Genomic DNA, 21,901 nt, shown 5'->3' on the forward strand with positions numbered 1-21,901 from the left:
TTGTATTTAAATAATCAAAACTGATTATTTAAAATAAGAAAATGTTTCGCCATCTTCAATTTTAAGTAATGTTTCATAAATTAATTTAATAACGTTTTCAACATCATCTTGGTGTACCATTTCTACAGTCGTGTGCATGTAGCGTAATGGTAAAGAGATTAGTGCAGAAGCAACACCACCATTACTGTATGCAAATGCATCAGTATCAGTTCCTGTTGCTCTACTTAAAGCAGCACGTTGAAACGGTATTTTATTATCATCTGCAGTATCCGTAATTAAATCACGTAATTTTTGTTGTACAGCAGGTGCGTAAGCAACAACAGGACCTTTACCAATTTCGACATGACCTTGTACTTTCATGTCTATCATTGGTGTAGACGTATCATGTGTTACATCTGTTACTATTGCTACGTTTGGTTTGATTGTTTCCGTAATCATTTGTGCACCACGTAAACCAATTTCTTCTTGAACCGAGTTTGTGATGTAAAGTCCAAATGGTAATGTTTTTTTGTTTTCTTTAAGCAAACGTGCTACTTCAGCAATCATAAAACCACCCATACGGTTATCTAAAGCACGACAAACAAATTTGTCGCCATTTAAAATATGAAACTCATCTGGATAAGTAATGACACATCCAACGTGCACACCCATTTTTAAGACTTCTTCTTTATCTTTTGCACCAACATCAATGGTAATGTTGTCTGGTTTTGGTGCTTCTTCTTTAGATTTATCACGTGTATGTATTGCAGGCCATCCAAAAACACCTTTAACTATACCGTTTTTAGTATGAATATTAACTATTTTACTAGGTGCAATTTGGTGGTCGCTACCTCCATTTCTAACCACATAAATTAATCCGTTATCAGAAATATAGTTTACGTACCAAGAGATTTCGTCTGCATGACCTTCAATTACAACTTTAAATTTAGCATCAGGATTTATTACTCCAACAGCTGTTCCGTAGGTGTCAGTAAAAAACTCGTCTACATATGGTTTTAGGTAATCCATCCATATTTTTTGACCATCCCATTCGTATCCTGTAGGTGATGCATTGTTTAAATATGTTTCTAAAAAGTCCATAGACTTTTTATTTAGTATGCTTTTTGTTGCCATTTAATTTAATTTTTGTCTAAAATAACAATATTCACACTTATTTAATAGTTAGCAATACGTTAATTCTTAATTTTACAGTATAAGTTTCAGTTTTGGAATAGTTTTAGTAGTTATTGATTTATGAAATACATCATTTTTATATTATTATGCATACCTACATTTCTTGTTGGACAAGAGGATGATTTTATTGAACAAGATTCTACAGAAGTAGAATATATAATTATACAAGGCGACTCTATACCCCAAAAATCTATCTATTTAGATGAAGTTATGATATTGGATAAGCTTTCATTTAAATCTAAAGAAGACAGGAGACGTTACCTTATTTTAGGACGTAAAACCTTAAAAGTGTATCCTTATGCTAAGTTAGCAGCAGATAGGTTAAATGCTTTAAATACTAGATTACAGTCATTAGACAAAAAACGTGATAAGAAAAAGTATGCTAAAAAAGTGCAAAAATATATAGAAGAAGAGTTTTCAGACGAGCTTAAAAAGTTAACCAGAACTGAAGGTCAAATTTTAGTTAAATTAATACACAGACAAACAGGTAAAACGACTTTTGATTTAATTAAAGAGTTGCGCAGTGGATGGAGAGCTTTTTGGTTTAATAGCACAGCCTATTTATTTAATATCTCCTTAAAGCGTGAGTATGATCCAGAAAACGTAGAGGAAGATTATTTGATAGAAGATATTTTAATAAGAGCATCGCAAAATGGTCAATTAAAACTAGTTAAGTCACCTTTAAATTTTGAATATTTTAAGTTGTCTAATAAATGGTCTAAAACTGAATAAAAACACAGGCAATGCGAAAACAAACACCTTTTGAAGAAAAATTAAACGCATTAACGCATGGTATAGGTGCTGCTTTTGGGATTGTAGCTTTGGTATTATTAATAGTTTTTGAAACCAAAAAAACAGACTACAGTTTATTTAGTGTAATTGTCTATGGATTATCCATAATAATCTTATTTACAGCATCTACATTATATCATATAATTACTGACGAAAAAAAGAAACACTATTTTAGAATTGTAGATCATGTTAGTATTTACTTATTAATAGCAGGAACTTACACGCCTGTTTTGTTAATTACCTTAGAGCAAAGTTTAGGTTGGATGCTGTTTTATATTGTTTGGGGAATCGCTGCTTTTGGAGTGGTTTTAAAGTTGTTTTTTACTGGACGCTTCAATACTTTTTCAACTTTATTGTATTTAGTTATGGGTTGGTTAGTAGTTTTTGATTTTGCTACACTGTCTAATTTAATGGATTCTAATGGAATTGTTTTACTTATGGCAGGAGGCTTATCTTATACAGTAGGTATAGTTTTTTATGCTATCGAAAAAATACCTTACAATCACGTTATATGGCATTTATTTGTTTTAGCTGGTGCTATTTTCCATTTTTTTATGATACTGTTTTACGTCATTTAAATCCGTCTAGTTTTAATCGCAATACTTCACTTAATATTTCTTTTTAAAAGCTAAAGGAGTTATGCCTGTTTTAGATTTAAAAAATTTAGAAAAATAGGCATAGTCAGAAAACTCTAAAGTATTGGCAACTTGAGCCAAATTATTGTTAGAATGTACAATTAGTCGTTTGGCTTCTAGTAATATCCTATCAGAAATTAATTGACTAGTGGTTTTATTTAAAGTTTGTTTGACTACTCTGTTTAAATGTTTGGTTGTAATGTTTAATTTATCAGCATAAAAACTAGGTAGCTTTTCCGTGTAAAAATATTGATTAATCAAGATTTCTAGCTGCTCTAATATTTTAGAATAACTAGAGGTTATTAAGTTTTCAGGTTTTACATGTGCTGTATAAACCCTAGTTAAATCAATATAAATACTACTAATAATTGTGACAATCTTTAATTCTTTTAAAAGATTATTACTAGAATATTCTTTAAATAAATTATCAAATTTAGTCTTAATATTTACTATGTGATTATGGTCTAATTGAAGTATTGGAGGGTTTTGATATGAGTAATAAAACGGAAACGAATCCAATCCATGACTTAAAAAATTAAGATCATAAAAATCCTGTGTATGAAAAAAGATATAACCTTCCGGATTAGTGTCAAATCTCCAAGAGTGTGTTTGACCTGGTTTTAAAAAAAACACCTTACCAGGTGAAATGGTATAACTATTAAAATCAATTTCATGCGTTCCTGTGCCTTTAGTAAATAAGACACATAAATGAAAATTATGACTATGTGGTGTGGTAATCAAGTTTTTATTTATCTGTATATGATTAAAAAAATCATTGACATATACGTTTTTTAAGGTCTTATTTTCCTTAAACTGATTTATTTTTAATACAGGTATTTTCATATAAAATGTCTTAAAATTACAAAAACTAGCGTTATTATTATAATTTCAAATATATCATATATACTTAGTTTTGCAATATTAATATTACAATTTTATGAGTATGGTTTTAAATGTTATACAATGCAAATGTCCTAATTGTAAAAAAGGAAAAATGTTTAGCAATCGTGGTAATATATTATTGTTCAAAATACCCGAAATGAAAACAAAGTGTGAGGTGTGTGATTTTAAGTTTGAAAAAGAGCCAGGTTTCTTTTTTGGAGCTATGTTTGTTAGTTACGCACTTGCTGTAGGACAAATGATTATAAGTTTGGTAATATTCTGGCAAATAATAGACTTTTCGCCATTAAAAGTCTTTTTAATAATAGCGCTAATCGCGTTGTTTTTAAGCACCTTAAATTATAAAATAGCACGATCTATTTGGGTTCATTTATTTTATATAAAACCTTTAAAAAGTACAATTAACAAGTTAGACTAACCTTCAATAACGTCTTTATATTCTTCAAAAAAAGCTTCTAAAAGGGTCATATGTGTATTAAAAAACACCATAACTTCCTGCCATGTATTTTTATTATGGATAGATACTTTGTGACCTAAAGGCACATAAATACGTGATATTTCTTTACCATTATCTAATAAAAATTCTTCATCATATATAGCCTCAGGTAAGTAATCCTCTATTAAAATAGATTTTAAAGCCACTAATTTTTCCCAGTAGTTAATTCGGTTTTCTAGGTCGTCTTCTAAGTCAAGCGCTATCAAGGCTTTTTTATTATCAAAATAAAATTTTAAGCTTAAGCCTTTTAGTTTAGTGTTATATAATATCCATTTTCTGGGAAATGACTTACCAAAACTGGTCCAAAATAGTTCTTTAATTTGTCTGGATTCTTCTTTAGAAAACATAATTTTAATACTGTATTGGATGAAATCTTTATTGTTATGATTTCAAATTCTTAAATCAAGAAATTACTAAAACATTAAATTAAATAGGCAATTACAATACCCAAAACAATGGTACTTAGTTTTGCTAAATTAAATTTATGACCTTCGCTACTTTCAAATAAAATGGTAGTACTAATATGTAAAAATATACCAATAACTAAGGCAGAAACTTCGTAATAATAGTTTTCAAAAAACTGAAATTGTGTTGATAAAAACACACCTAAAGGCGTCATTAATGCAAACAATAGTAAAAATAAAACAATTTTACTTTTGCTTAAATTAGACGCTAAGAAAAAAGTTGATAATATTATAGCAACAGGTAATTTATGGATGATTATACCATAAATTAAATGATCGTGTGCTTCAATTGGGATGCCTTCTAAAACACTATGGATACTTAAACTAATAAATAATAACCACGGAAATTCCACACTATTTTTATTAATATGTACATGACCATGTTCTGCACCTTTAGAGAAAAATTCTAAAATTATTTGCAACAAAATACCAATCATAATAAACAATCCAATAGGTTTGCCTTCACTATTATAGACTTCTGGTAAAAAATGAAATACAGTTATAGATAATAAAAAAGAACCACTAAAAGCAAGTAATAATTTAAGATTACGGTTATGTTTTGGTTTAAATACTAGCACGATTAAAAAACCTAAAACAACAGCGATAATTGGTAATAAAAAATTTTTCATGTCCTCAATTATTTAAAAATCATGATTAAACGTTCGGACGTTTTTTTATGAAATTTACTAAGCTTATAATCTCCAAAAACATCTAACAAATAGACTCCAGCTTGTTCAAATAAAGCTTCAAAATCTGCAAGGCTAAACGCTTTTACACGTTCCTGAAACTGGTAGTTTTCACCTTCAAAAGTAAAGCTAATGTCTTTAATTATGTAACCATGTTCCACACGTCTTTTTTGTAAAAAGTCAATCCCTTCAACCGTTTTAGTATTTTCAGGCACTAAGTTTTCTATAATGTATTCGGTATTCATAAAGTCAATAACACCAAAACCAAATGCGTTTAAATTAGCTTTAATCGCTTTTATCGTTGCTAAATTATCAGATTCGTTTTCAAAATATCCAAAACTGGTAAATAGGTTAAACACAGCATCAAAAGTTTCGCCAAAAGGCTGACACATATTATGTACTTTAAAGTGTAAGCTATCGTTTTCAAATTGTTTGGCGTAATTAATACTGTTTTCAGACAAATCTGCACCAACAACATCGTATCCAATGGAGTTTAAATACACTGCATGACGACCTTTTCCGCAAGCCAAATCTAAAATTTTCCCATGTTCCGGAACATTCAAATAATCCGTCAAATTAGACATAAAAGTCTCAGCTTCAGTATGATCTCTGTCTTTGTAAAGTATGTGGTAAAATGGACTATCAAACCAAGATGCGTACCATTTATTTTCGTTTTTATTCATATATTTTTTTTGGGGTTTAAACTTCCGCTTAAGCTCCAGTTTAACAGGCTCTCGCAACTCGCTCTCTGCGAGGAGCTCAAACAAATTGCTCCATCCTTAACCCAATTATTTATAAAGGTTATATTTCCGACAAAAATAGAGTATTTTTGCAAGGTAATAGACGAAAAGAATGGAAGAAAATTTCAATATGGTTGCCAAAACTTTATTTGGCTTTGAAGAGTTACTATCAAAAGAGCTTAGACAACTTGGCGCACAAAACATAAAAGTAGGTGTGCGTAACGTTAGTTTTTCTGGAGATAAAGGGTTTATGTACAAAGCAAATTTAGCGCTACGTACTGCTACTAAAATTTTAAAACCAATACATAGTTTTAAGATAAAAACAGAACAAGATTTATACGATCAAGTGTATAAAATGGATTGGACACCTTATTTAAAGCCTACTGGTACTTTAGCAGTGGATGCTACAATAAACTCTACCGTTTTTACACACTCGTTATACATTGCACAAAAAACTAAAGATGCTATTGTAGATAAGTTTAGAGACGAAACAGGTGAGCGTCCTAATGTGGATTTAAAATTTCCAGATGTCAAAATTAATGTCCATATAGATAGAGAACAATGTAATATCTCGTTAGATTCTTCTGGAGATTCCTTACACAAACGTGGTTACAAATTAGCAACTAACATTGCACCTATTAACGAAGTTTTAGCAGCAGGAATTATTATGTTATCAGGTTGGGATGGACAATCAGATTTAATAGATCCTATGTGTGGTAGTGGTACTATATTAGCAGAAGCAGCAATGATAGCTTGTAACATACCACCAAACTTAATGCGTAAAGAGTTTGCTTTTGAACGTTGGAATGATTGGGATGTTGATTTATTTGAAAAAATAGAAGAGTCTTTAATTAAAAAAACTAGAGATTTTCATCATAAAATAATTGGTTATGATAAGTCTCCAAGTGCTGTAGCTAAGGCTAAAGAAAACATTGCAAATGCACATTTAGAAGATTTTATAACCATACAACACGAGGACTTTTTTAAGACCCAAAGAGGAGGAGAGTCTAAACTACATATGGTCTTTAATCCACCTTATGGAGAACGTTTAGATATTGAAATGGAAAGTTTTTACAAAAACATTGGAGATACTTTAAAACAAAATTATCCTAATACCAATGCTTGGTTTATAACTTCAAATTTAGATGCTTTAAAGCATGTAGGTTTACGACCGTCTAGAAAAATCCATCTAATGAATGCGATGTTAGACTCGAGATTAGTTAAATACGAGATTTATGCTGGAAGTAAAAAAGGGAAGTACATGGATAAAGACTAATGAAAAATAAACTAACTAAAAATATCATATCTCTATTTAAGTTAGCAAGTATTATTAGTATCCCATTATTTGGACTGATTTTATTAGGGGTTTTTGTAATACCAGAAAGTCTTATTTATATAAAAGAAGTTATTGGATTTGGGTTTTTGACGCTTATCGTTTTTAGTATTACAGTTATATTTAGTAGTAATAAAGTTAGACAATTTTTAAGTCTAATTTTTTTAACGTTACTGTCGTTTTTAGTGTTTGTAAAGCTTAGTTTTTACCATAATTATGGTGTAAAAATTAGTGCTTCGGCACTTTTTGTAATTTTTGAAACAGATACGACTGAAAGTTCTGATTTTTTATCAAATTATTTTGATGGATTTGTTTTTGGTCTAGCCATTCTGTTTACTATAATATTGCCTGTATTTGCTAAATGGTTACTTGTTAAAACTAATATTTCTGGACGATTTAGATATATAAGTGTTTTAGCTATTAGTACTGTTGTCGCTTCTAGTTATGCTATAAACAAGCGTTTTGATGCTGAAAATATTGTTGTAACCAGTATTACAAGCTATTCTGAATTTATTAGTTTACGTAAAGATTTAAAAACAGATTTAGCTAAGCCTGTTTCTAACTATGTTAATGTGGCTAAAATTGACACAACTGCACAAACTCATGTTGTGATTATTGGAGAGGCTACTTCAAATTGGCATATGCAATTATATGGTTATAACCGACCAACCAACCCTAAATTATCTAAAATTAGAGAACAGCTAATTGTTTTTGATAGTGTTATTTCTCCTCATGTACATACTGTAATGTCTTTGGATAAGATATTGACGCTTTCTGATATGCATGCACCTAATAAAAAAAATAACACGTCTATTGTTCAATTGGCAAATGCTGCAGGATATGACACTTATTGGATTTCTAATCAAAGACCAGTTGGTTTGCATGAGCGTATCTCGTCAATTATTGCTAATGCAGCCAAGGAAAAATATTTTGTCGCTACGGATAATTCTGATGACATTATTTATGACGAAGCACTTTTACCAATATTAGATAAAGTATTAGAAAAGCCTAGTAAGCAAAAAATAATATTCCTGCATCTAATTGGTACGCATGGTCGTTATTCTAGTCGTTTTCCTGAATCTTATAATTATTTTAAGGATAATAGTTTAAATACAAAGTTTAAGCATGACCAAGCATTTAAATTGATTAATGAATATGATAATGCGATTAGATATAATGATAATGTAGTAAATTCAGTTATAGATAAAGTTAGGCAACAAAACACAAATAGTTTTGTTCTATATTTTTCTGATCATGGAGATGAGTTATTTGATACTATAGATTTTATTGGTCATAATGAATATCAAGCAACTAGGCCAATGTATGAGGTACCATTTATAGCATGGTTATCTGATGAATATAAATTAAACTTTAATCAAACCAAGCGCTATAACAACTTTACAAAGCGAGCCTATAATTTGGAAGATTTTATCTATAGCTTTGCTGATTTGGCTAAAATAAATTTTAAGCAAATGGATAGTGCTAAAAGTGTTTTTAGTGACCGTTTTTTTAGAAAACCTAGATTAATTAGGGATAATGAAGATTATGACTTAAGATTGAAGACGTTAGAAAATTAATTATTCTATTTCCTTTTCCTCATCTTTCTTTTTAACAGTTTTAGATTTATTTTTTTTAAATAAAGGTATTAAATAAGATACACTATAACCATATCCAACACCAATACGACCAGAGTCAAACGTTTTATTAAAACCTGGAACAAATAAATTTTCAAAACCAACAGGTTGATCTTGCGTTATCATACCTTTTAGTTGTGCGTTTATTCCAAAATATAAGTTATTTAAAACTTCTGCTTTAATACCAATAATCAACTCAATCCATAATGCAGACAGACCAGAATATTCCTCAGTTTCTGTGCTTGAAAATTGTGGTTGCCAATATTGATCTGTGTTATATATAGTATAGTTATTCCTAGTTTGACTAAAAGTGCTTGCGCCAAGTCTAAAACCAGTATAAATCATATTATCTAAACCATCCCAATTATTGTGCATATTATAATCAACACCTGCTTTAAAATAGCTTCCTTTGGCTGTAACGCTCAAATAGTCATTAGTCGTTATTTTTTCTTCTGTACCGATTTCTCCTGCCAAAAACCAATCTCTAGTAAGTCTGTAGTCCGCATTTAGTTCAAACCCAGAATACTCATCATCTAAAGCGGTTCTAATTAATTTACTAGCGTCAGTTCCTATTCTTAAACCGTATTTTAACTTGACTGTATCTTTTTTAGTAATAAGATCTTCCTCTTGTGCTTGTAGTGAGAAACATAAGCACAATAATAGACTAATGGTTAAAGTAATAGTGTGTTGTTGTTTCATCTTCAATTGTTAAATTATCATTTTCTGGTTGTGCTAGTATGATCCAATTACCATCCGTTCCACCATCTATAGCTACTATGACGTTATTAAATATGGTTTTGTAACCACATGCTCTAGAGACGTAAACATCTTCAGTTTCATAAGTTATTGTAACGGTATCACTATTACCAGATGTCACAATACCATCCGTATCTAAAACAGTGTCACTAATTAAAGTAAAGGTTGTGCTATTTTGGTCAGTTCTTAGCGGTAAAATTAATTCATCTACATCAACAACACTATAACCTGGTAACACATTGTCGTTATCTAAACCAATAACGTATAAATCATTTACAGTTTTTGGGTTTTCTGGCAAAGCATTATTAAAAAAGCCAATAACTAAGCTAGGTGTTGTAGGTGTGGTTTCTGGACACAAATCGTCACGTTCGCAAGTCAAAAGACTAATGCAACAAAGTGTAAGTAGAATTAATTTTATTTTTTTCATAAACTTAAAAAGCTATTTCTTTTCTAAAAGTACAATATTTTCAACATGATGTGTTTGCGGAAACATATCTACTGCTTGCACTTTAGTTATAACGTATTGCGCTTTCATTAAAGCTAAATCTCTGGCTTGTGTAGCACTATTACAGCTTACGTAAACTACCTTTTTAGGAGCTATGTTTAATATTTGCTGTACAACATCTTTATGCATACCATCTCTAGGTGGATCTGTTATAATTACGTCAGGTTGACCATGAGTATTAATAAACTCTTGATTAAATACGTTTTTCATGTCTCCTACAAAAAACTCGCAATTAGTAATATTATTGCGTTCAGCATTTTCTTTTGCAGCACTAATAGCATCTGGAACAGCCTCGACACCAACTACTTTTTTAGCTTTTTTAGACACAAATTGTGCAATGGTACCTGTACCAGTATATAAATCGTAAACAAGCTCGTCGCCTTTTAAATCGGCAAAATCACGTGTTAATTTATATAGCTCAAAAGCCTGATTAGAGTTAGTTTGGTAAAACGATTTAGCATTAATTTTAAAAGTTAAACCTTCCATTTCTTCAAAAATATGATCTTCACCTTTATAACAAATCACATCTTGATCGTAAATAGTATCATTAGCTTTTTCGTTAATAATATATTGTAATGAAGTAATTTCTGGGAATGTTTCAGCAACATAATCTAATAATAGTTCACGTTTAGCTTTATCTTCTTTAAAAAACTGAATGACAACCATTATATCACTAGTTGATGATGTGCGTATCATCATAGTACGTAGTAATCCTGTTTGATTTCTTGTATTAAAAAACTCCAGATTATTTTTTATTGCAAAATCTTTAACAGCATTTCTAATCGCATTAGAAGGATCGGCTTGTAAATGACACTTTTTAATGTCCAAAATTTTGTCCCACATTCCTGGAATATGAAAACCTAAGGCATTTCTGTCTCCTAAGTCTTGATCAGATTGGACCTCTTCTAAGGTTAACCATCTAGAATCACTAAAAGAAAATTCCATTTTGTTTCTGTAAAAATATTGTTCTGCAGAACCTAAAATAGGTGTTACTTCAGGTAAATCTAAGTGACCAATCCTTGTTAAGTTATTGGTAACTTCCTTTTGTTTGTAAAATAATTGGTGCTCATAACCCATATCTTGCCACTTACAACCACCACAAACACCAAAATGTTGGCACTCTGGAGTAGTACGTTTATCACTAAGTTTATGAAACACGGTAGCCTTACCTTCAAAATAAGCCTTACGTTTTTTAAAAGTTTGTACATCTACAATATCTCCTGGTACTGCATTTGGTAAAAATATAACACGTCCATCAGGTGCTTTAGCTACAGTTTTACCTTTTGCAGCTGCATCTATAACCTCGACATTTGTAAATATTTGTTTTCTTGTATTTTTTCTAGCCATGTGGCAAAAGTACTTTCTTTTTTATTAGTAAAAAACTACACACAATAATTTTAATTAGCAAGTTATATTTATTAATTTGCAACTTCTTAGGGATGATTTCTCTCCCACGCTGAATTTTCGAGCTTTCGAAAGGATAAAGGTACAGAAGGAATGGCTACTTTATAACTTTTTAAATAATAAAAAAAATGGCTGTTTTAAACCAATTAACGTCGCAAGAAGCGATGGACTTAGAAAACAAATACGGAGCACACAATTACCATCCACTACCTGTCGTGTTAAGCAAAGGGGAAGGTGTATATGTTTGGGACGTAGAAGGAAAAAAATATTATGATTTTTTATCAGCATACTCTGCTGTTAATCAAGGACATTGTCATCCTAAAATTGTAGGAGCAATGGTTAAACAAGCACAAACATTGACGTTAACGTCGCGTGCTTTTTATAATGACATGTTAGGTAAATTTGAAAAATTTGCTACTGAAACGTTTAACTACGATAAGTTATTACCAATGAATACAGGAGCTGAAGCGGTTGAGACTGCTTTAAAACTATGTAGAAAATGGGCTTATGAAGTTAAAGGAATAGATGAAAACGAAGCAGAAATTGTTGTTTGCGAAAACAACTTTCATGGTCGTACGACTACAATTATATCGTTTTCTAACGATCCTGTAGCACGTAAAAACTTTGGACCTTATACTAATGGATTTATTAAAATTGAATACGATAATCTTCAAGCTTTAGAAGAAGTATTAACTAATAACAAAAATGTTGCTGGATTTTTAGTAGAACCTATCCAAGGTGAAGCTGGAGTTTATGTGCCAAGTGAAGGCTATTTAGCAAAAGCAAAAGCATTATGTGAAAAGCATAACGTTTTATTTATTGCAGACGAAGTGCAAACAGGTATTGCTAGAACAGGACGCTTATTAGCAACTTGTGGTAATTGTACTTGTGCAGACAAACATTGTTCTGGTACTCCAGAAGTTAAAGCTGATATTTTAATTTTAGGTAAAGCGTTATCAGGTGGTGCATATCCTGTAAGTGCTGTATTAGCTAATGATAATGTAATGAATGTTATTAAACCTGGTAATCATGGTAGTACTTTTGGTGGTAATCCTGTAGCAGCAGCAATTGGTACTGCAGCTTTAGAGGTTATTAAGGATGAAAAGTTAGCACAAAACGCTTTTGATTTAGGAGAAATATTTAGAGCTGAATTATCTAAATTTATCGAGACTTCAAATATTGTAAAATCGGTTAGAGGTAAAGGGTTGCTTAATGCTATTTTAATTAATGATACAGAAGATAGTGACACTGCATGGAACATTTGTATTGCTTTACGTGATAATGGTTTATTAGCTAAACCAACACACGGAAACATTATTAGATTTGCACCACCTTTAGTAATGACTAAAGCGCAATTATTGGATTGTGTTAGTATTATTACAAGTACTTTAAAACAATTTGAAAAGTAATTTAATACGATTTTAAATAAAAAAAAGACTGTCATTGACAGTCTTTTTTGTTTAGTATAATATTTTTAATCTATTTATTAGAGATGATTACTTTTTTACTAATAGTACTTCCATCTTTAGTTTCAATTTTAGTAACATAAACACCATCGCTTAAGTTTTTGGTCGAAAAAGTAACTCTTGTTTTGTTTTCCATATCTGATTTATAAAAAATCTGTTTACCTGTAATATCAAAAAGTTTGACTGATTTTAATGCAATAGTATTTGGGTTTTTAATAATTAGCTGGTTTAAATTATTTTCTTGAAGAATTATAAATGAAGCCTCAGTAAATTCATGATTTGATAACGAGATTGCTTTTTGAAAAGCAATCTCAAAACGATTATTATATTCTCCTGCTGGTAAGTTTACTTCAAAGTCTTGTTCTTTTAAATTAACGTACACGTTTTCTAATATATCGTGTATGTAAATAGGTTGAGCGCTTTCAAAATTTTGAACATCAAAAATTCTGAACCTTATTAATTGTTGATTGTTTAATTTAAGACTTAAAGGAATTGTTAAATCAACTTCAAAGTTATCTGCTTTAATATTGTAAGCTTCGTTATTTTGTACCCAATTGGCATCAGTATTTAGAGTAGAAAACACTTTGCTTTCTAAACCATAATCAAAATTTGTTGTAGCAGTTTCGTGAAAATTATGTAATAATTGCCTAGTATAAAGATTGTTAAAATCAATATTTAATCTAAACCTTTTATAGTCTGAAGGTAATATTTGCAATCCATTATTATCGTATTGGATTTCATATACTTGATCGTCATGATTTGTTTGGTTTTGGACTGAGGTTCTATAAAACTCACTATTGGTTCCAGATTCTCTATAAAAAACACGATGACTATCAGAGGTTAAAAGAGATCCTGTAGCAGCACCTTTTACCATAAAACCTTGTCCAATTGGTATATAGCGTCTGACTTGTTTTCCTGATGTTGACGAAGTACCTGTAGTATTTAATGTTCCGTCAGAATTGTAAGCATTAAAGGTTGGAGGTACATAAGATCCAACAGTTCCGGAAGCGGTAATAGTAAACGACCCATAACCACCTCTGTAAGCTTCTAAAATATGAGAGCTTATCGTTTGGTCTTGTTCCCAAAAATATAGCGTACCAGAGTCTAATAAAGGTACATTGTTTGGATCATGTATAAAAGCACGCGCATCTAAAGCAGAAGGATATGGGTTACCTATTAAGGTTTCTTGTCCTAAAACAACAGCTGTATTAATTTCTCCCTCGTTAGGTTTACCTCTAAAATCGTATAATTGTCCAGACGCAGCACTAGAGCCAATAGTTCCTTTCATGGAGAAACCATATCCAGCATCTACAGTTCCTGATTGACCTACAAAATCCCAATCGCTATAAGTTGCTCCAGGATTATATTTCCATAGCCAATAACTTTCAATATTTAAGGGACTGCTTGTACCATTGTAACCTGAAGTACTGTAACCAGCTAAATTGCTAGTGGTTAAATCAACTACGTCAAAAATATTTTGATTAGGTATAAAAGGCGAATTTCCAACAGTATTTGTAGTTACATTTCCAACAGGAGAAGACCAATAATTATATGCGTAATTATTTACAGTACCTTCTTGGTAGACACTAAGTCTCCCTAAACCAGAATTACCTGTATTACCAGCACCTTGTATGATTTGGGCTTCATTACGTAGGTATAAGTTGGTATTTGCTTCTTTTAAATTAATATCATCCGCCACGTAAATGACTACGTCGTTTCCAAAAATATAGGCATCGTTTCTAACCGTTATCTGTGCAGAGGATTGTTGGCAAATTAAAATTAGTATTAATAGGTAGAAAGTAGGTTTCATATTCTATTTTTTTACAAAGCTAAAAAATTTAGTTAACCATTGTGATGAAATAGATTAATTTAACATTGTTAGTGGTTTATTATCAGCACTTTAGTGTTTCTGTTTTTTTATTTTTAGATATAAATAATTTAGCTAGTATTTAATAGTTTTTTTATTGGACAATAAATAAAAGATTAAATTTGCGACATAAAAACTGAATACCTAAACTATGTTAAAATCACCTAAATTATATTACCTGTTTATTGTAATTGGTGCTGTAATTGCTATATATGCTAATGCTAACGAACAGCAAAATGTACTGGTTTTAATATTTGGAATCATGGTTTTAATGTTTGGACTATTTAAAGTCCAATCAACTATACCTAGTAAAAAAGAAAAAGAATCGTTTGTTGAATCTGAAATTATTGATGAAGAGGAATGAAATTTGAAATTGGAGATACGGTAGATGTTTTGGATGATGTATTATCTGGAATAGTAACTTTTATTAAAGGAGATGTTATAACTATTGAAACTGATGAAGGGTTTGATTTAGATTTTAACGCTACAGAATTAGTTAAAACAAAGTCATCAACTTTAAAAGATAATGTTTTTGACTCTGCATCATTATCTGATGTTTTATCTGAAAAAACAGAAAAAAAACGTCGTACAACAACAAAGGTCAAGGCTAAAGAGCGTTATCAGCCTACCATGGAAGTAGATTTGCATTTGCATCATTTGGTGGATAATGAAAGAGGCATGACTAGCTACGACAAACTGTCAATACAGTTAGATACTGCAAGACAACAATTAGAATTTGCGATAAGAAAACGCATCCAAAAAATTGTATTTATTCATGGTGTTGGAGAAGGTGTTTTAAAAATGGAATTAGAAACCCTATTTAGCAGATACGATAACGTAAAATACTACGAAGCCGATTATAAAAAGTATGGTTTAGGCGCAACAGAAGTATATATCTTACAAAACCCAAATACAAATTAAATAAATGGTGGTGTTAAGGTTCTTGTAGTTGATAAAGAAGCGTCCTCTAAAGTTCCAAAAACAGTTTCTTCATATAATATTGTAGGAAACTCAACACCTTCTAAAATTAAAGTTACAGTAAACGTTTGTGTTATTGTATGACTTCTAAATGCAGTCGGTGGATTGTTGTTAGTGTAATCAGGATTTAAATAATCTGCAACTGTGCTACTACCTGAGACATCATTAGTTGGATTATTATCAAAAGAATTAATTTCTTCGTTTCTAGTTGGTACACCATCACCATCATCATCGTTATCTAAATAGTTAGGGATATTATCTCCATTAGGTAAATCTAAATCCGTATTGGTTGCGTTTAAATTTAGTTCGGCTAACGTCATACCTTCAACATAATTAACCCCTTCGCTAATTGTTAGGACGTTGTCACCATCATCATCTGCATCTAAAAAGTTAGGTAAACCATCACCATCTGTATCATCATCATAAAGGTTTCCGTTTCCATTTAAATCTTCTAATGCTGCAGGAATACCATCATTATCATCCTCTAATAACTCCATTGTAAAATAAGCACTACCACTACTAGCTGTAAACTCTTCAGTTATTTGTATCCCGCTTGGTGGTACATCATTGCAAAAAAAGTTAGAAGGATTACTGGTGTAACTTCTAAATTTAAACAAATTAGCGATGCTAAAATCAGTAGTTTGTTCAGCTACTAAATTAAGTAACAAAGCATTGTCTGGATCGGCTTCGGTTTCAATTAAATCTGCAATTGTAAAACCTGGTTCTGTAAGTTGTATGGATAAGGTTTCGTTAGGATCCGTTTTTACTTTGTAAAGTACCAAATCACCACACGTTTGAAAGGTGTCTCCAAATTCTAACTCAGTAGTTATGATATCTCCATCATCACAAGATAAAAAGCTTAAAAACAAGGTAAATAAAACAGAAATTTTACGCATTATAATTTAATTTTAAAAGACAAAAATAATAGAATTGTCAAACTTATAACGCTGCTTAAGGCAATTAATTTTATTTAAACTATTTTTGTGCCCATTAATAGCAAAATTCTCAATGAAACCAGTATATTTTGATAGTGCTGCCACAACGCAGTTAAGACCAGAAATAATAGAAAAAATGACGCAAGTCATGCAACAATGTTATGGTAATGCTTCCTCGACACATAGTTTTGGACGTTCTGCTAAAGCAATGATTGAGCAAGCTAGAAAGACGGTTGCAAAATATTTAAATGTGTCTGCATCAGAGATTGTCTTTACATCTGGAGGTACAGAAGCAGATAATCTAGCCTTATTAAGTGCTGTTAGAGATTTAGGTGTTAAAAAAATTATTACTTCAAGGATTGAACATCACGCAGTGTTGTACACAGTACAACAATTGGAAAAAGAATATGGGATTAGTGTTGATTATGTAGATTTAGATAACGCTGGTCATGTGGATTATAACCATTTAGAAACTTTATTACAATCTTCTCAAAAGACATTAGTTAGTCTTATGCACGTTAATAACGAGGTTGGTAATATACTAGATATTGCCAAAGTTAGTAAATTATGTAAAGCTAATAATGCCATGTTCCATAGTGACACTGTACAATCTGTGGGTCATTACAAGTTAGATTTGCAAGAGTTAGCAATAGATTTTATGGCTGTTAGTGGACATAAGTTTCATGGACCTAAAGGTGTTGGTTTTGCATTTATTAGAAAAAACTCTGGATTAAAACCTTTAATTTTTGGAGGAGAGCAGGAACGTGGATATCGTGCAGGTACAGAAGCAGTACACAATATTGTTGGTTTAGAAGAAGCTTTAAAATTGTCTTATGAGAATTTAGAAGAAGAAAGAGCCTACATTACTGACCTTAAAAAATACTTTATTGAAAAATTAGTTTTAAACTTTTCTGGAGTATCATTTAACGGAAGCTGTGCAGATTTTGATAAAAGTACCTACACAGTCTTAAACGTATGTTTGCCAATAGCGCCAGAAAAAGGACCAATATTATTGTTTCAACTAGATTTAAAAGGTATTGCTTGTTCTAAAGGTAGTGCTTGTCAAAGTGGAAGTGCACAAGGTAGTCATGTGTTATCACAAATTTTAAGTGATGAAGATATGCAAAAACCTTCAATAAGATTCTCGTTTAGTAAATACAATACAAAGGAAGAAATAGATTATGTTATTGAGGTGTTAAAAGAATTTATTTAAGAATTTTTATATTGTACTTTTACAATTCAAAAAAATAATTGCTAAACTACTCAACATATTTACATTCTCATTCTAGTGAATGGGTAACTTTTGTTCATGGAGCAGGAGGAAGCAGCTCTATATGGTATAAGCAAATACGAGATTTTAAAGCCGAATTTAACGTGCTTATCCTAGATTTACGAGGTCATGGTAATAGTAAGCCTAAGTTAAAAGATGCATTTAATACTAAATATACTTTTGATTCTATTACTAATGATATTGTCGAAGTTATAGATTTTTTAAAAATTGAAAGCTCGCATTTTGTTGGTATATCCTTAGGTACTATATTAATTAGGAATATTGCCGAAAAACATCCTGCTAGAGTTAAAAGTATGATTATGGGAGGTGCCATAATGAAACTTGATTTTAGATCTCAAATACTAATAAAAGTAGGTGTTATCTTTAAAAGTGTAGTGCCATATATGTACTTATATAGACTCTTTGCTTTTATTATTATGCCTAGAAAAAATCATAAAAAGTCAAGATTACTTTTTGTTAACGAAGCTAAAAAGCTTTATCAAAAGGAATTTGTAAGGTGGTTTAAATTAACCTCTGAGTTAAATCCATTATTGCGCTTTTTTAGAGCAAAGGATATTAAAATACCAACGCTTTATGTTATGGGAGCAGAGGATCATTTGTTTTTACCTTCAATAAAAAATATTGTAAGTCAACATTCGACTTCCATATTATATGTAGTAGAAAAATGTGGTCATGTGGTAAATGTCGAGCAACCTTTACTATTTAATAAAACAAGTTTAGATTTTATTAAAAATAGGGTAGAAGCTATTTAGTTGTTTGTAAGTTTCATTTTTAACAAGTATCGTTAATACTTCTGTTTAATTTTACCCAAATAATAAGCTATGCATATAGCGACCAGGCATAAACGTAAACGTTCCGGCAATAAGTATTGCACCAATATACAAACCTATCATTTTAAATTTATGACGTTTAACCTCTCCTTTTTTAATGGCTATATAGGCTGTTGGTACAGTGTAAATTGTTAAAAAACTAAACAGGTGTATCCATCCAAAATGGTTTAAAAATCTTGAACCAACAAAAGCAGGCATAAACAAAGTTATAATAGCTGTAATTAGCATTAGTAGCATGTAGATTCTGCCTATTATTTTATGAGTGTTAGTTCCTTTTTTAAAAATAAAACTAACTGTTCCTAAAACAAAAGCAGGAAGTATAGTTGCTAAATGAAGGTACATTAAAGTAGTGTAAGACATGGTTTTTGGTTTTGTATATCTCAAATGTACTACCAATACTATTTGTAGAATAATAGTACTTACTCAATTGTAACTTTTTAAGGCTAGACTGTAATTTGTTATTTAAAACTAATACTATCTAATATTAGCAACGCACTGTTTAGATGTTTTTTAAAGCTTTTATCTAATGCAGAATATTTATATTGATAATAGTGTCCATTATTTTGAAAATACATAACAATGACTTGATGTGTTTCAGTTTCAAATTCATGGATATATACCGTTCCTAAGTGATTGTTTACTTCTTTTAATGACGCATTATAAATTGATACCACATCTTTATATTGTTTAATTTGATTATCAACAAACGTATTAAATGGTAAAGCTTTTGTATTTATGTTATGTTGAAAAACAGACACAATGGTTTTAAAATGATTGTCATTTGGTTGTATTGGTGTATAACCAACATAACCATGATGAAACACCTCGAACCAATCATGAGGTTTAGTAATCGTAAAGTTTTGATTAGCTTTAAACGCTTCAATTTTGGATAGATTAGTAGAGCTTGTTTCGTGATTATTGCTTTGACCAGAAACTTCTTTAGCTACATCATAAACCATTTCTGGGTAGTATTCACCATAGTTAACTATATATCTACCGTCAGATTTAATGATGACAAAACTACCAAATGGAATTTGATATTTAAAAAACAGATTTTTAAAAACAGAAGCGTCGTCTTTAATCCAATTTATATTTTTTTTATTGCGGTATTTTATGTTTTTATCATCTTTAAAGACCCAAAATTGATTGCAATCGATAATTGTATTAAGTTGTTTTTGATAATCAGTTTTGTATATATAAGCTGTGCTTTCGCTACTTAAATCTTTATTTGGAGCATCACCAGAGTTATAATTTATAACAATATAATCTTTAAAGGTATTTTGGGTTTTTGAGATTTTGTTAATATAGTTTTTAACTGAGTCTAGTTGGTGTTTTTTAAATATACCATAACGTCTTGCAGGATGTATCATCTTATAAAAAATACTATCGCTTTCAAAATTTAATTCAAAATTCCTGTTTCCTTTATTTGAATTATATAATAGACTATCAAATTTTGATGGTTCTATTTTCTGTTTAAAGTCATAAGTGTAATGTTCTACTTTTTTAATGTCTTTTTTTATTTCTTCAGCGATTTGATAAACCATATCTTTATTATGCTCTCCATGTAATGATATAAAAGTTCCATCCGATTTAATAATCACAAAACTTCCGTAGGGAATTTGGTAATAAAAAAACAAGTTTTTAATAACACCTAAATCATCTTTTATCCAGAGTTTTTTATCTTCATAATATTTAATATCTTTTTTTTCCTTATAAATAGAAAACTGATTACAATTTAAAAGTTTTTTGATTTTTTTGATATACCCTTTATCTACGACATAACTTTTAGTGTCAGAATTAAACGATTCATAAGGCTCGTTTCCAGAAAAGTAGTTAATAACAATATAATCTTTAAAGACGTTTTTTTTATTGGTTAGATAGTTTAAATACCCTTTTAAGGAATCTAAAACTATGGGATCTAATACATCAAATTGTTTTCTTGGATGAAACATTTTAATAATAGTACTATCATTTTTTCTTATTTCAACAATATTCTGATATGTGTCATATGTAGAATATATATTTTTAAACTCCTCTTTTGTTACTTCCTTTTTTAAATTAAATGTATAGTAATGTGTGTTTTTATCCTGAGCTAGACTGTAACTAGCGACTAGTAGTGATAAAAATAGTAATATGGTTTTCATGGTATTTAATTTTAATTACTTTTTAAAACGGTTTCACTCTGTTCTTTTAAAATAAACGTGTCACCATTAAACTTAAATAGGCAATAACATTCTTTTTCTAAGGTACTATCATCCTCAAAATTTGCAAGATTTTCATCAGCGTTTTGTTCGCAAAAACATTCAGGACCACTTAAATCATCTGTTTGATAATTTACTGTTATGGTTTGATTGTTATTGTCATAATCTAGTATAGTATCGTACGATCTAGAATCTGTTGTGTATTCAAAATCTACTGTAAACACATCGTTTTCATGATGTAAAAGTGTTATGTAATTATAAAAACACATGCCACAGGTTTTGACGCTTCCTTGTAACAAATATTTTACCTGAGTGTTAGTGGTTAGTGTTTTAATACTATCATAGCCATCAGGTTTAAATAGTCCAACATCACCTTCGTCTGTGTAAGTATCGTAAACTTTTTGGTATTCGGTGTTTTGTTTATAATAAATAACAGATATTCTGGATTGATAAGAGCCTCCAGATTTGGCATATAACACTAGGTTGTGAAGCTTGTTATCGTCACTTCTTAGGTAACTAATGTTGTTATATAATTTGTCTGTTAAATCAAAATCTTCAGTGGATTTCAAAATAAAAATAACATTAATTAAGGTTAAGATTTTATGCTGAATGGTTTCAATAGCAGCATAAGCTTGCAAGGAATCGTTTATAGCATCATCTGTGTTTTTAAATGACTTAATATCAGTTTTGGATAGTTTTAAATCTTTAAATGAATACAAATCGCCTTGAGGCGAAAGGGTTTCATAAATTTTTAATTGCTCATTTAATTGGTCAATTGTTTGCTGTGCTAATTTGTTTTGAGACATACAAAATGA

23 protein-coding genes are annotated in these 21,901 nt (G+C 30.3%); 10 read left to right on the forward strand and 13 right to left on the reverse strand.

Translation table 11 applies throughout. The annotated features are described in order from the left end of the window. Window positions 1–24: 24 nt before the first annotated feature. Window positions 25–1,113, reverse strand: coding sequence for a M42 family metallopeptidase (locus M890_RS0108435; protein WP_028283114.1), 1,089 nt, complete (start codon window positions 1,111–1,113; stop codon window positions 25–27). Between the two features lie 120 nt (window positions 1,114–1,233). Here M890_RS0108435 and M890_RS0108440 point away from each other — a divergent pair, with 120 nt between their 5' ends. Together M890_RS0108440 and trhA are read left to right on the forward strand one after the other, a co-directional pair. After that, window positions 1,234–1,905, forward strand: coding sequence for a DUF4294 domain-containing protein (locus M890_RS0108440; protein WP_028283115.1), 672 nt, complete (start codon window positions 1,234–1,236; stop codon window positions 1,903–1,905). 11 nt (window positions 1,906–1,916) lie between these two features. After that, window positions 1,917–2,543 (forward strand): PAQR family membrane homeostasis protein TrhA, encoded by a 627-nt coding sequence (gene trhA / locus M890_RS0108445; RefSeq protein ID WP_028283116.1) that lies wholly within the window; start codon window positions 1,917–1,919, stop codon window positions 2,541–2,543. A 30-nt stretch (window positions 2,544–2,573) separates the two neighbouring features. Here trhA and M890_RS0108450 read toward each other — a convergent pair whose 3' ends face one another. Next, window positions 2,574–3,443, reverse strand: a complete 870-nt coding sequence (locus M890_RS0108450) for an AraC family transcriptional regulator (RefSeq protein WP_028283117.1) — start codon at window positions 3,441–3,443, stop codon at window positions 2,574–2,576. A gap of 196 nt (window positions 3,444–3,639) precedes the next feature. Between M890_RS0108450 and M890_RS0108455 the strand changes: the two genes are divergently transcribed. After that, entirely contained in the window at window positions 3,640–3,918 is a 279-nt protein-coding gene (locus M890_RS0108455) for a DUF983 domain-containing protein (protein WP_232219143.1), read from the forward strand. Here M890_RS0108455 and M890_RS0108460 read toward each other — a convergent pair. From M890_RS0108460 to M890_RS0108470, 3 genes are all read right to left on the reverse strand, one after another. Then, window positions 3,915–4,343 (reverse strand): DUF4268 domain-containing protein, encoded by a 429-nt coding sequence (locus M890_RS0108460; RefSeq protein WP_028283119.1) that lies wholly within the window; start codon window positions 4,341–4,343, stop codon window positions 3,915–3,917. The two genes, M890_RS0108455 and M890_RS0108460, sit on opposite strands and share 4 nt — an antisense overlap. Window positions 4,344–4,417: 74 nt before the next feature. After that, complete coding sequence (locus M890_RS0108465) at window positions 4,418–5,089, reverse strand: ZIP family metal transporter (protein ID WP_028283120.1); 672 nt, start codon at window positions 5,087–5,089, stop codon at window positions 4,418–4,420. 8 nt (window positions 5,090–5,097) lie between these two features. Then, entirely contained in the window at window positions 5,098–5,829 is a 732-nt protein-coding gene (locus M890_RS0108470) for a class I SAM-dependent methyltransferase (RefSeq protein ID WP_028283121.1), read from the reverse strand. Window positions 5,830–5,998: 169 nt separating this feature from the next. Between M890_RS0108470 and M890_RS0108475 the strand changes: the two genes are divergently transcribed. Continuing rightward, window positions 5,999–7,162: a THUMP domain-containing class I SAM-dependent RNA methyltransferase gene (locus M890_RS0108475; RefSeq protein WP_028283122.1), complete on the forward strand. Its 1,164-nt coding sequence runs from the start codon at window positions 5,999–6,001 to the stop codon at window positions 7,160–7,162. Then, window positions 7,162–8,796, forward strand: coding sequence for a sulfatase-like hydrolase/transferase (locus M890_RS0108480; protein WP_028283123.1), 1,635 nt, complete (start codon window positions 7,162–7,164; stop codon window positions 8,794–8,796). The genes M890_RS0108475 and M890_RS0108480 overlap by 1 nt, the downstream gene beginning before the upstream one ends. Here M890_RS0108480 and M890_RS0108485 read toward each other — a convergent pair whose 3' ends face one another. From M890_RS0108485 to rlmD, 3 genes are read right to left on the reverse strand one after another with little or no spacing between them, the layout of a single operon-like run. Next, window positions 8,797–9,552 (reverse strand): DUF6048 family protein, encoded by a 756-nt coding sequence (locus tag M890_RS0108485; RefSeq protein WP_028283124.1) that lies wholly within the window; start codon window positions 9,550–9,552, stop codon window positions 8,797–8,799. It abuts the gene before it with no gap. Continuing rightward, the gene (locus M890_RS0108490) at window positions 9,518–10,036 is read right to left on the reverse strand and encodes a DUF6452 family protein (protein ID WP_157243270.1); all 519 of its coding nucleotides are present in this window, start codon (window positions 10,034–10,036) and stop codon (window positions 9,518–9,520) included. Before M890_RS0108490 ends, M890_RS0108485 begins: the two co-directional genes overlap by 35 nt. A gap of 12 nt (window positions 10,037–10,048) precedes the next feature. After that, a complete protein-coding gene (rlmD, locus tag M890_RS0108495) occupies window positions 10,049–11,461 on the reverse strand; it encodes a 23S rRNA (uracil(1939)-C(5))-methyltransferase RlmD (protein ID WP_028283126.1) in 1,413 nt (470 codons plus the stop codon). A gap of 185 nt (window positions 11,462–11,646) precedes the next feature. Between rlmD and rocD the strand changes: the two genes are divergently transcribed. Continuing rightward, complete coding sequence (gene rocD / locus M890_RS0108500; RefSeq protein ID WP_028283127.1) at window positions 11,647–12,927, forward strand: ornithine--oxo-acid transaminase; 1,281 nt, start codon at window positions 11,647–11,649, stop codon at window positions 12,925–12,927. Window positions 12,928–12,997: 70 nt separating this feature from the next. Here the strand turns inward: rocD and M890_RS0108505 are convergent, their stop codons facing one another. Continuing rightward, window positions 12,998–14,794 (reverse strand): DUF8693 domain-containing protein, encoded by a 1,797-nt coding sequence (locus M890_RS0108505; protein ID WP_028283128.1) that lies wholly within the window; start codon window positions 14,792–14,794, stop codon window positions 12,998–13,000. 208 nt (window positions 14,795–15,002) lie between these two features. Between M890_RS0108505 and M890_RS15965 the strand changes: the two genes are divergently transcribed. Both M890_RS15965 and M890_RS0108515 read left to right on the forward strand, forming a co-directional pair. Beyond that, window positions 15,003–15,215: a hypothetical protein gene (locus tag M890_RS15965; protein ID WP_051437489.1), complete on the forward strand. Its 213-nt coding sequence runs from the start codon at window positions 15,003–15,005 to the stop codon at window positions 15,213–15,215. Further along, window positions 15,212–15,772: a DUF8465 domain-containing protein gene (locus M890_RS0108515; protein ID WP_028283129.1), complete on the forward strand. Its 561-nt coding sequence runs from the start codon at window positions 15,212–15,214 to the stop codon at window positions 15,770–15,772. The genes M890_RS15965 and M890_RS0108515 overlap by 4 nt, the downstream gene beginning before the upstream one ends. Here M890_RS0108515 and M890_RS0108520 read toward each other — a convergent pair. After that, the gene (locus M890_RS0108520) at window positions 15,769–16,725 is read right to left on the reverse strand and encodes a hypothetical protein (protein ID WP_028283130.1); all 957 of its coding nucleotides are present in this window, start codon (window positions 16,723–16,725) and stop codon (window positions 15,769–15,771) included. The two genes, M890_RS0108515 and M890_RS0108520, sit on opposite strands and share 4 nt — an antisense overlap. Before the next feature lie 112 nt (window positions 16,726–16,837). Between M890_RS0108520 and M890_RS0108525 the strand changes: the two genes are divergently transcribed. Both M890_RS0108525 and M890_RS0108530 read left to right on the forward strand, forming a co-directional pair. Beyond that, window positions 16,838–17,977, forward strand: coding sequence for a cysteine desulfurase family protein (locus tag M890_RS0108525; RefSeq protein ID WP_028283131.1), 1,140 nt, complete (start codon window positions 16,838–16,840; stop codon window positions 17,975–17,977). Between the two features lie 38 nt (window positions 17,978–18,015). Further along, on the forward strand, window positions 18,016–18,807 hold the full coding sequence (locus M890_RS0108530; RefSeq protein ID WP_028283132.1) for an alpha/beta fold hydrolase: 792 nt from the start codon (window positions 18,016–18,018) through the stop codon (window positions 18,805–18,807). A gap of 51 nt (window positions 18,808–18,858) precedes the next feature. Here the strand turns inward: M890_RS0108530 and M890_RS0108535 are convergent, their stop codons facing one another. From M890_RS0108535 to M890_RS0108545, 3 genes are all read right to left on the reverse strand, one after another. Next, complete coding sequence (locus M890_RS0108535; RefSeq protein WP_028283133.1) at window positions 18,859–19,245, reverse strand: DUF2306 domain-containing protein; 387 nt, start codon at window positions 19,243–19,245, stop codon at window positions 18,859–18,861. A gap of 98 nt (window positions 19,246–19,343) precedes the next feature. Then, on the reverse strand, window positions 19,344–21,029 hold the full coding sequence (locus M890_RS0108540; RefSeq protein ID WP_028283134.1) for a hypothetical protein: 1,686 nt from the start codon (window positions 21,027–21,029) through the stop codon (window positions 19,344–19,346). An 11-nt stretch (window positions 21,030–21,040) separates the two neighbouring features. Further along, on the reverse strand, window positions 21,041–21,892 hold the full coding sequence (locus M890_RS0108545) for a hypothetical protein (RefSeq protein ID WP_028283135.1): 852 nt from the start codon (window positions 21,890–21,892) through the stop codon (window positions 21,041–21,043). Window positions 21,893–21,901: the final 9 nt, after the last annotated feature.

The sequence above is a fragment of the Olleya marilimosa CAM030 genome (assembly GCF_000518485.1).
Taxonomy (GTDB): domain Bacteria; phylum Bacteroidota; class Bacteroidia; order Flavobacteriales; family Flavobacteriaceae; genus Olleya; species Olleya marilimosa.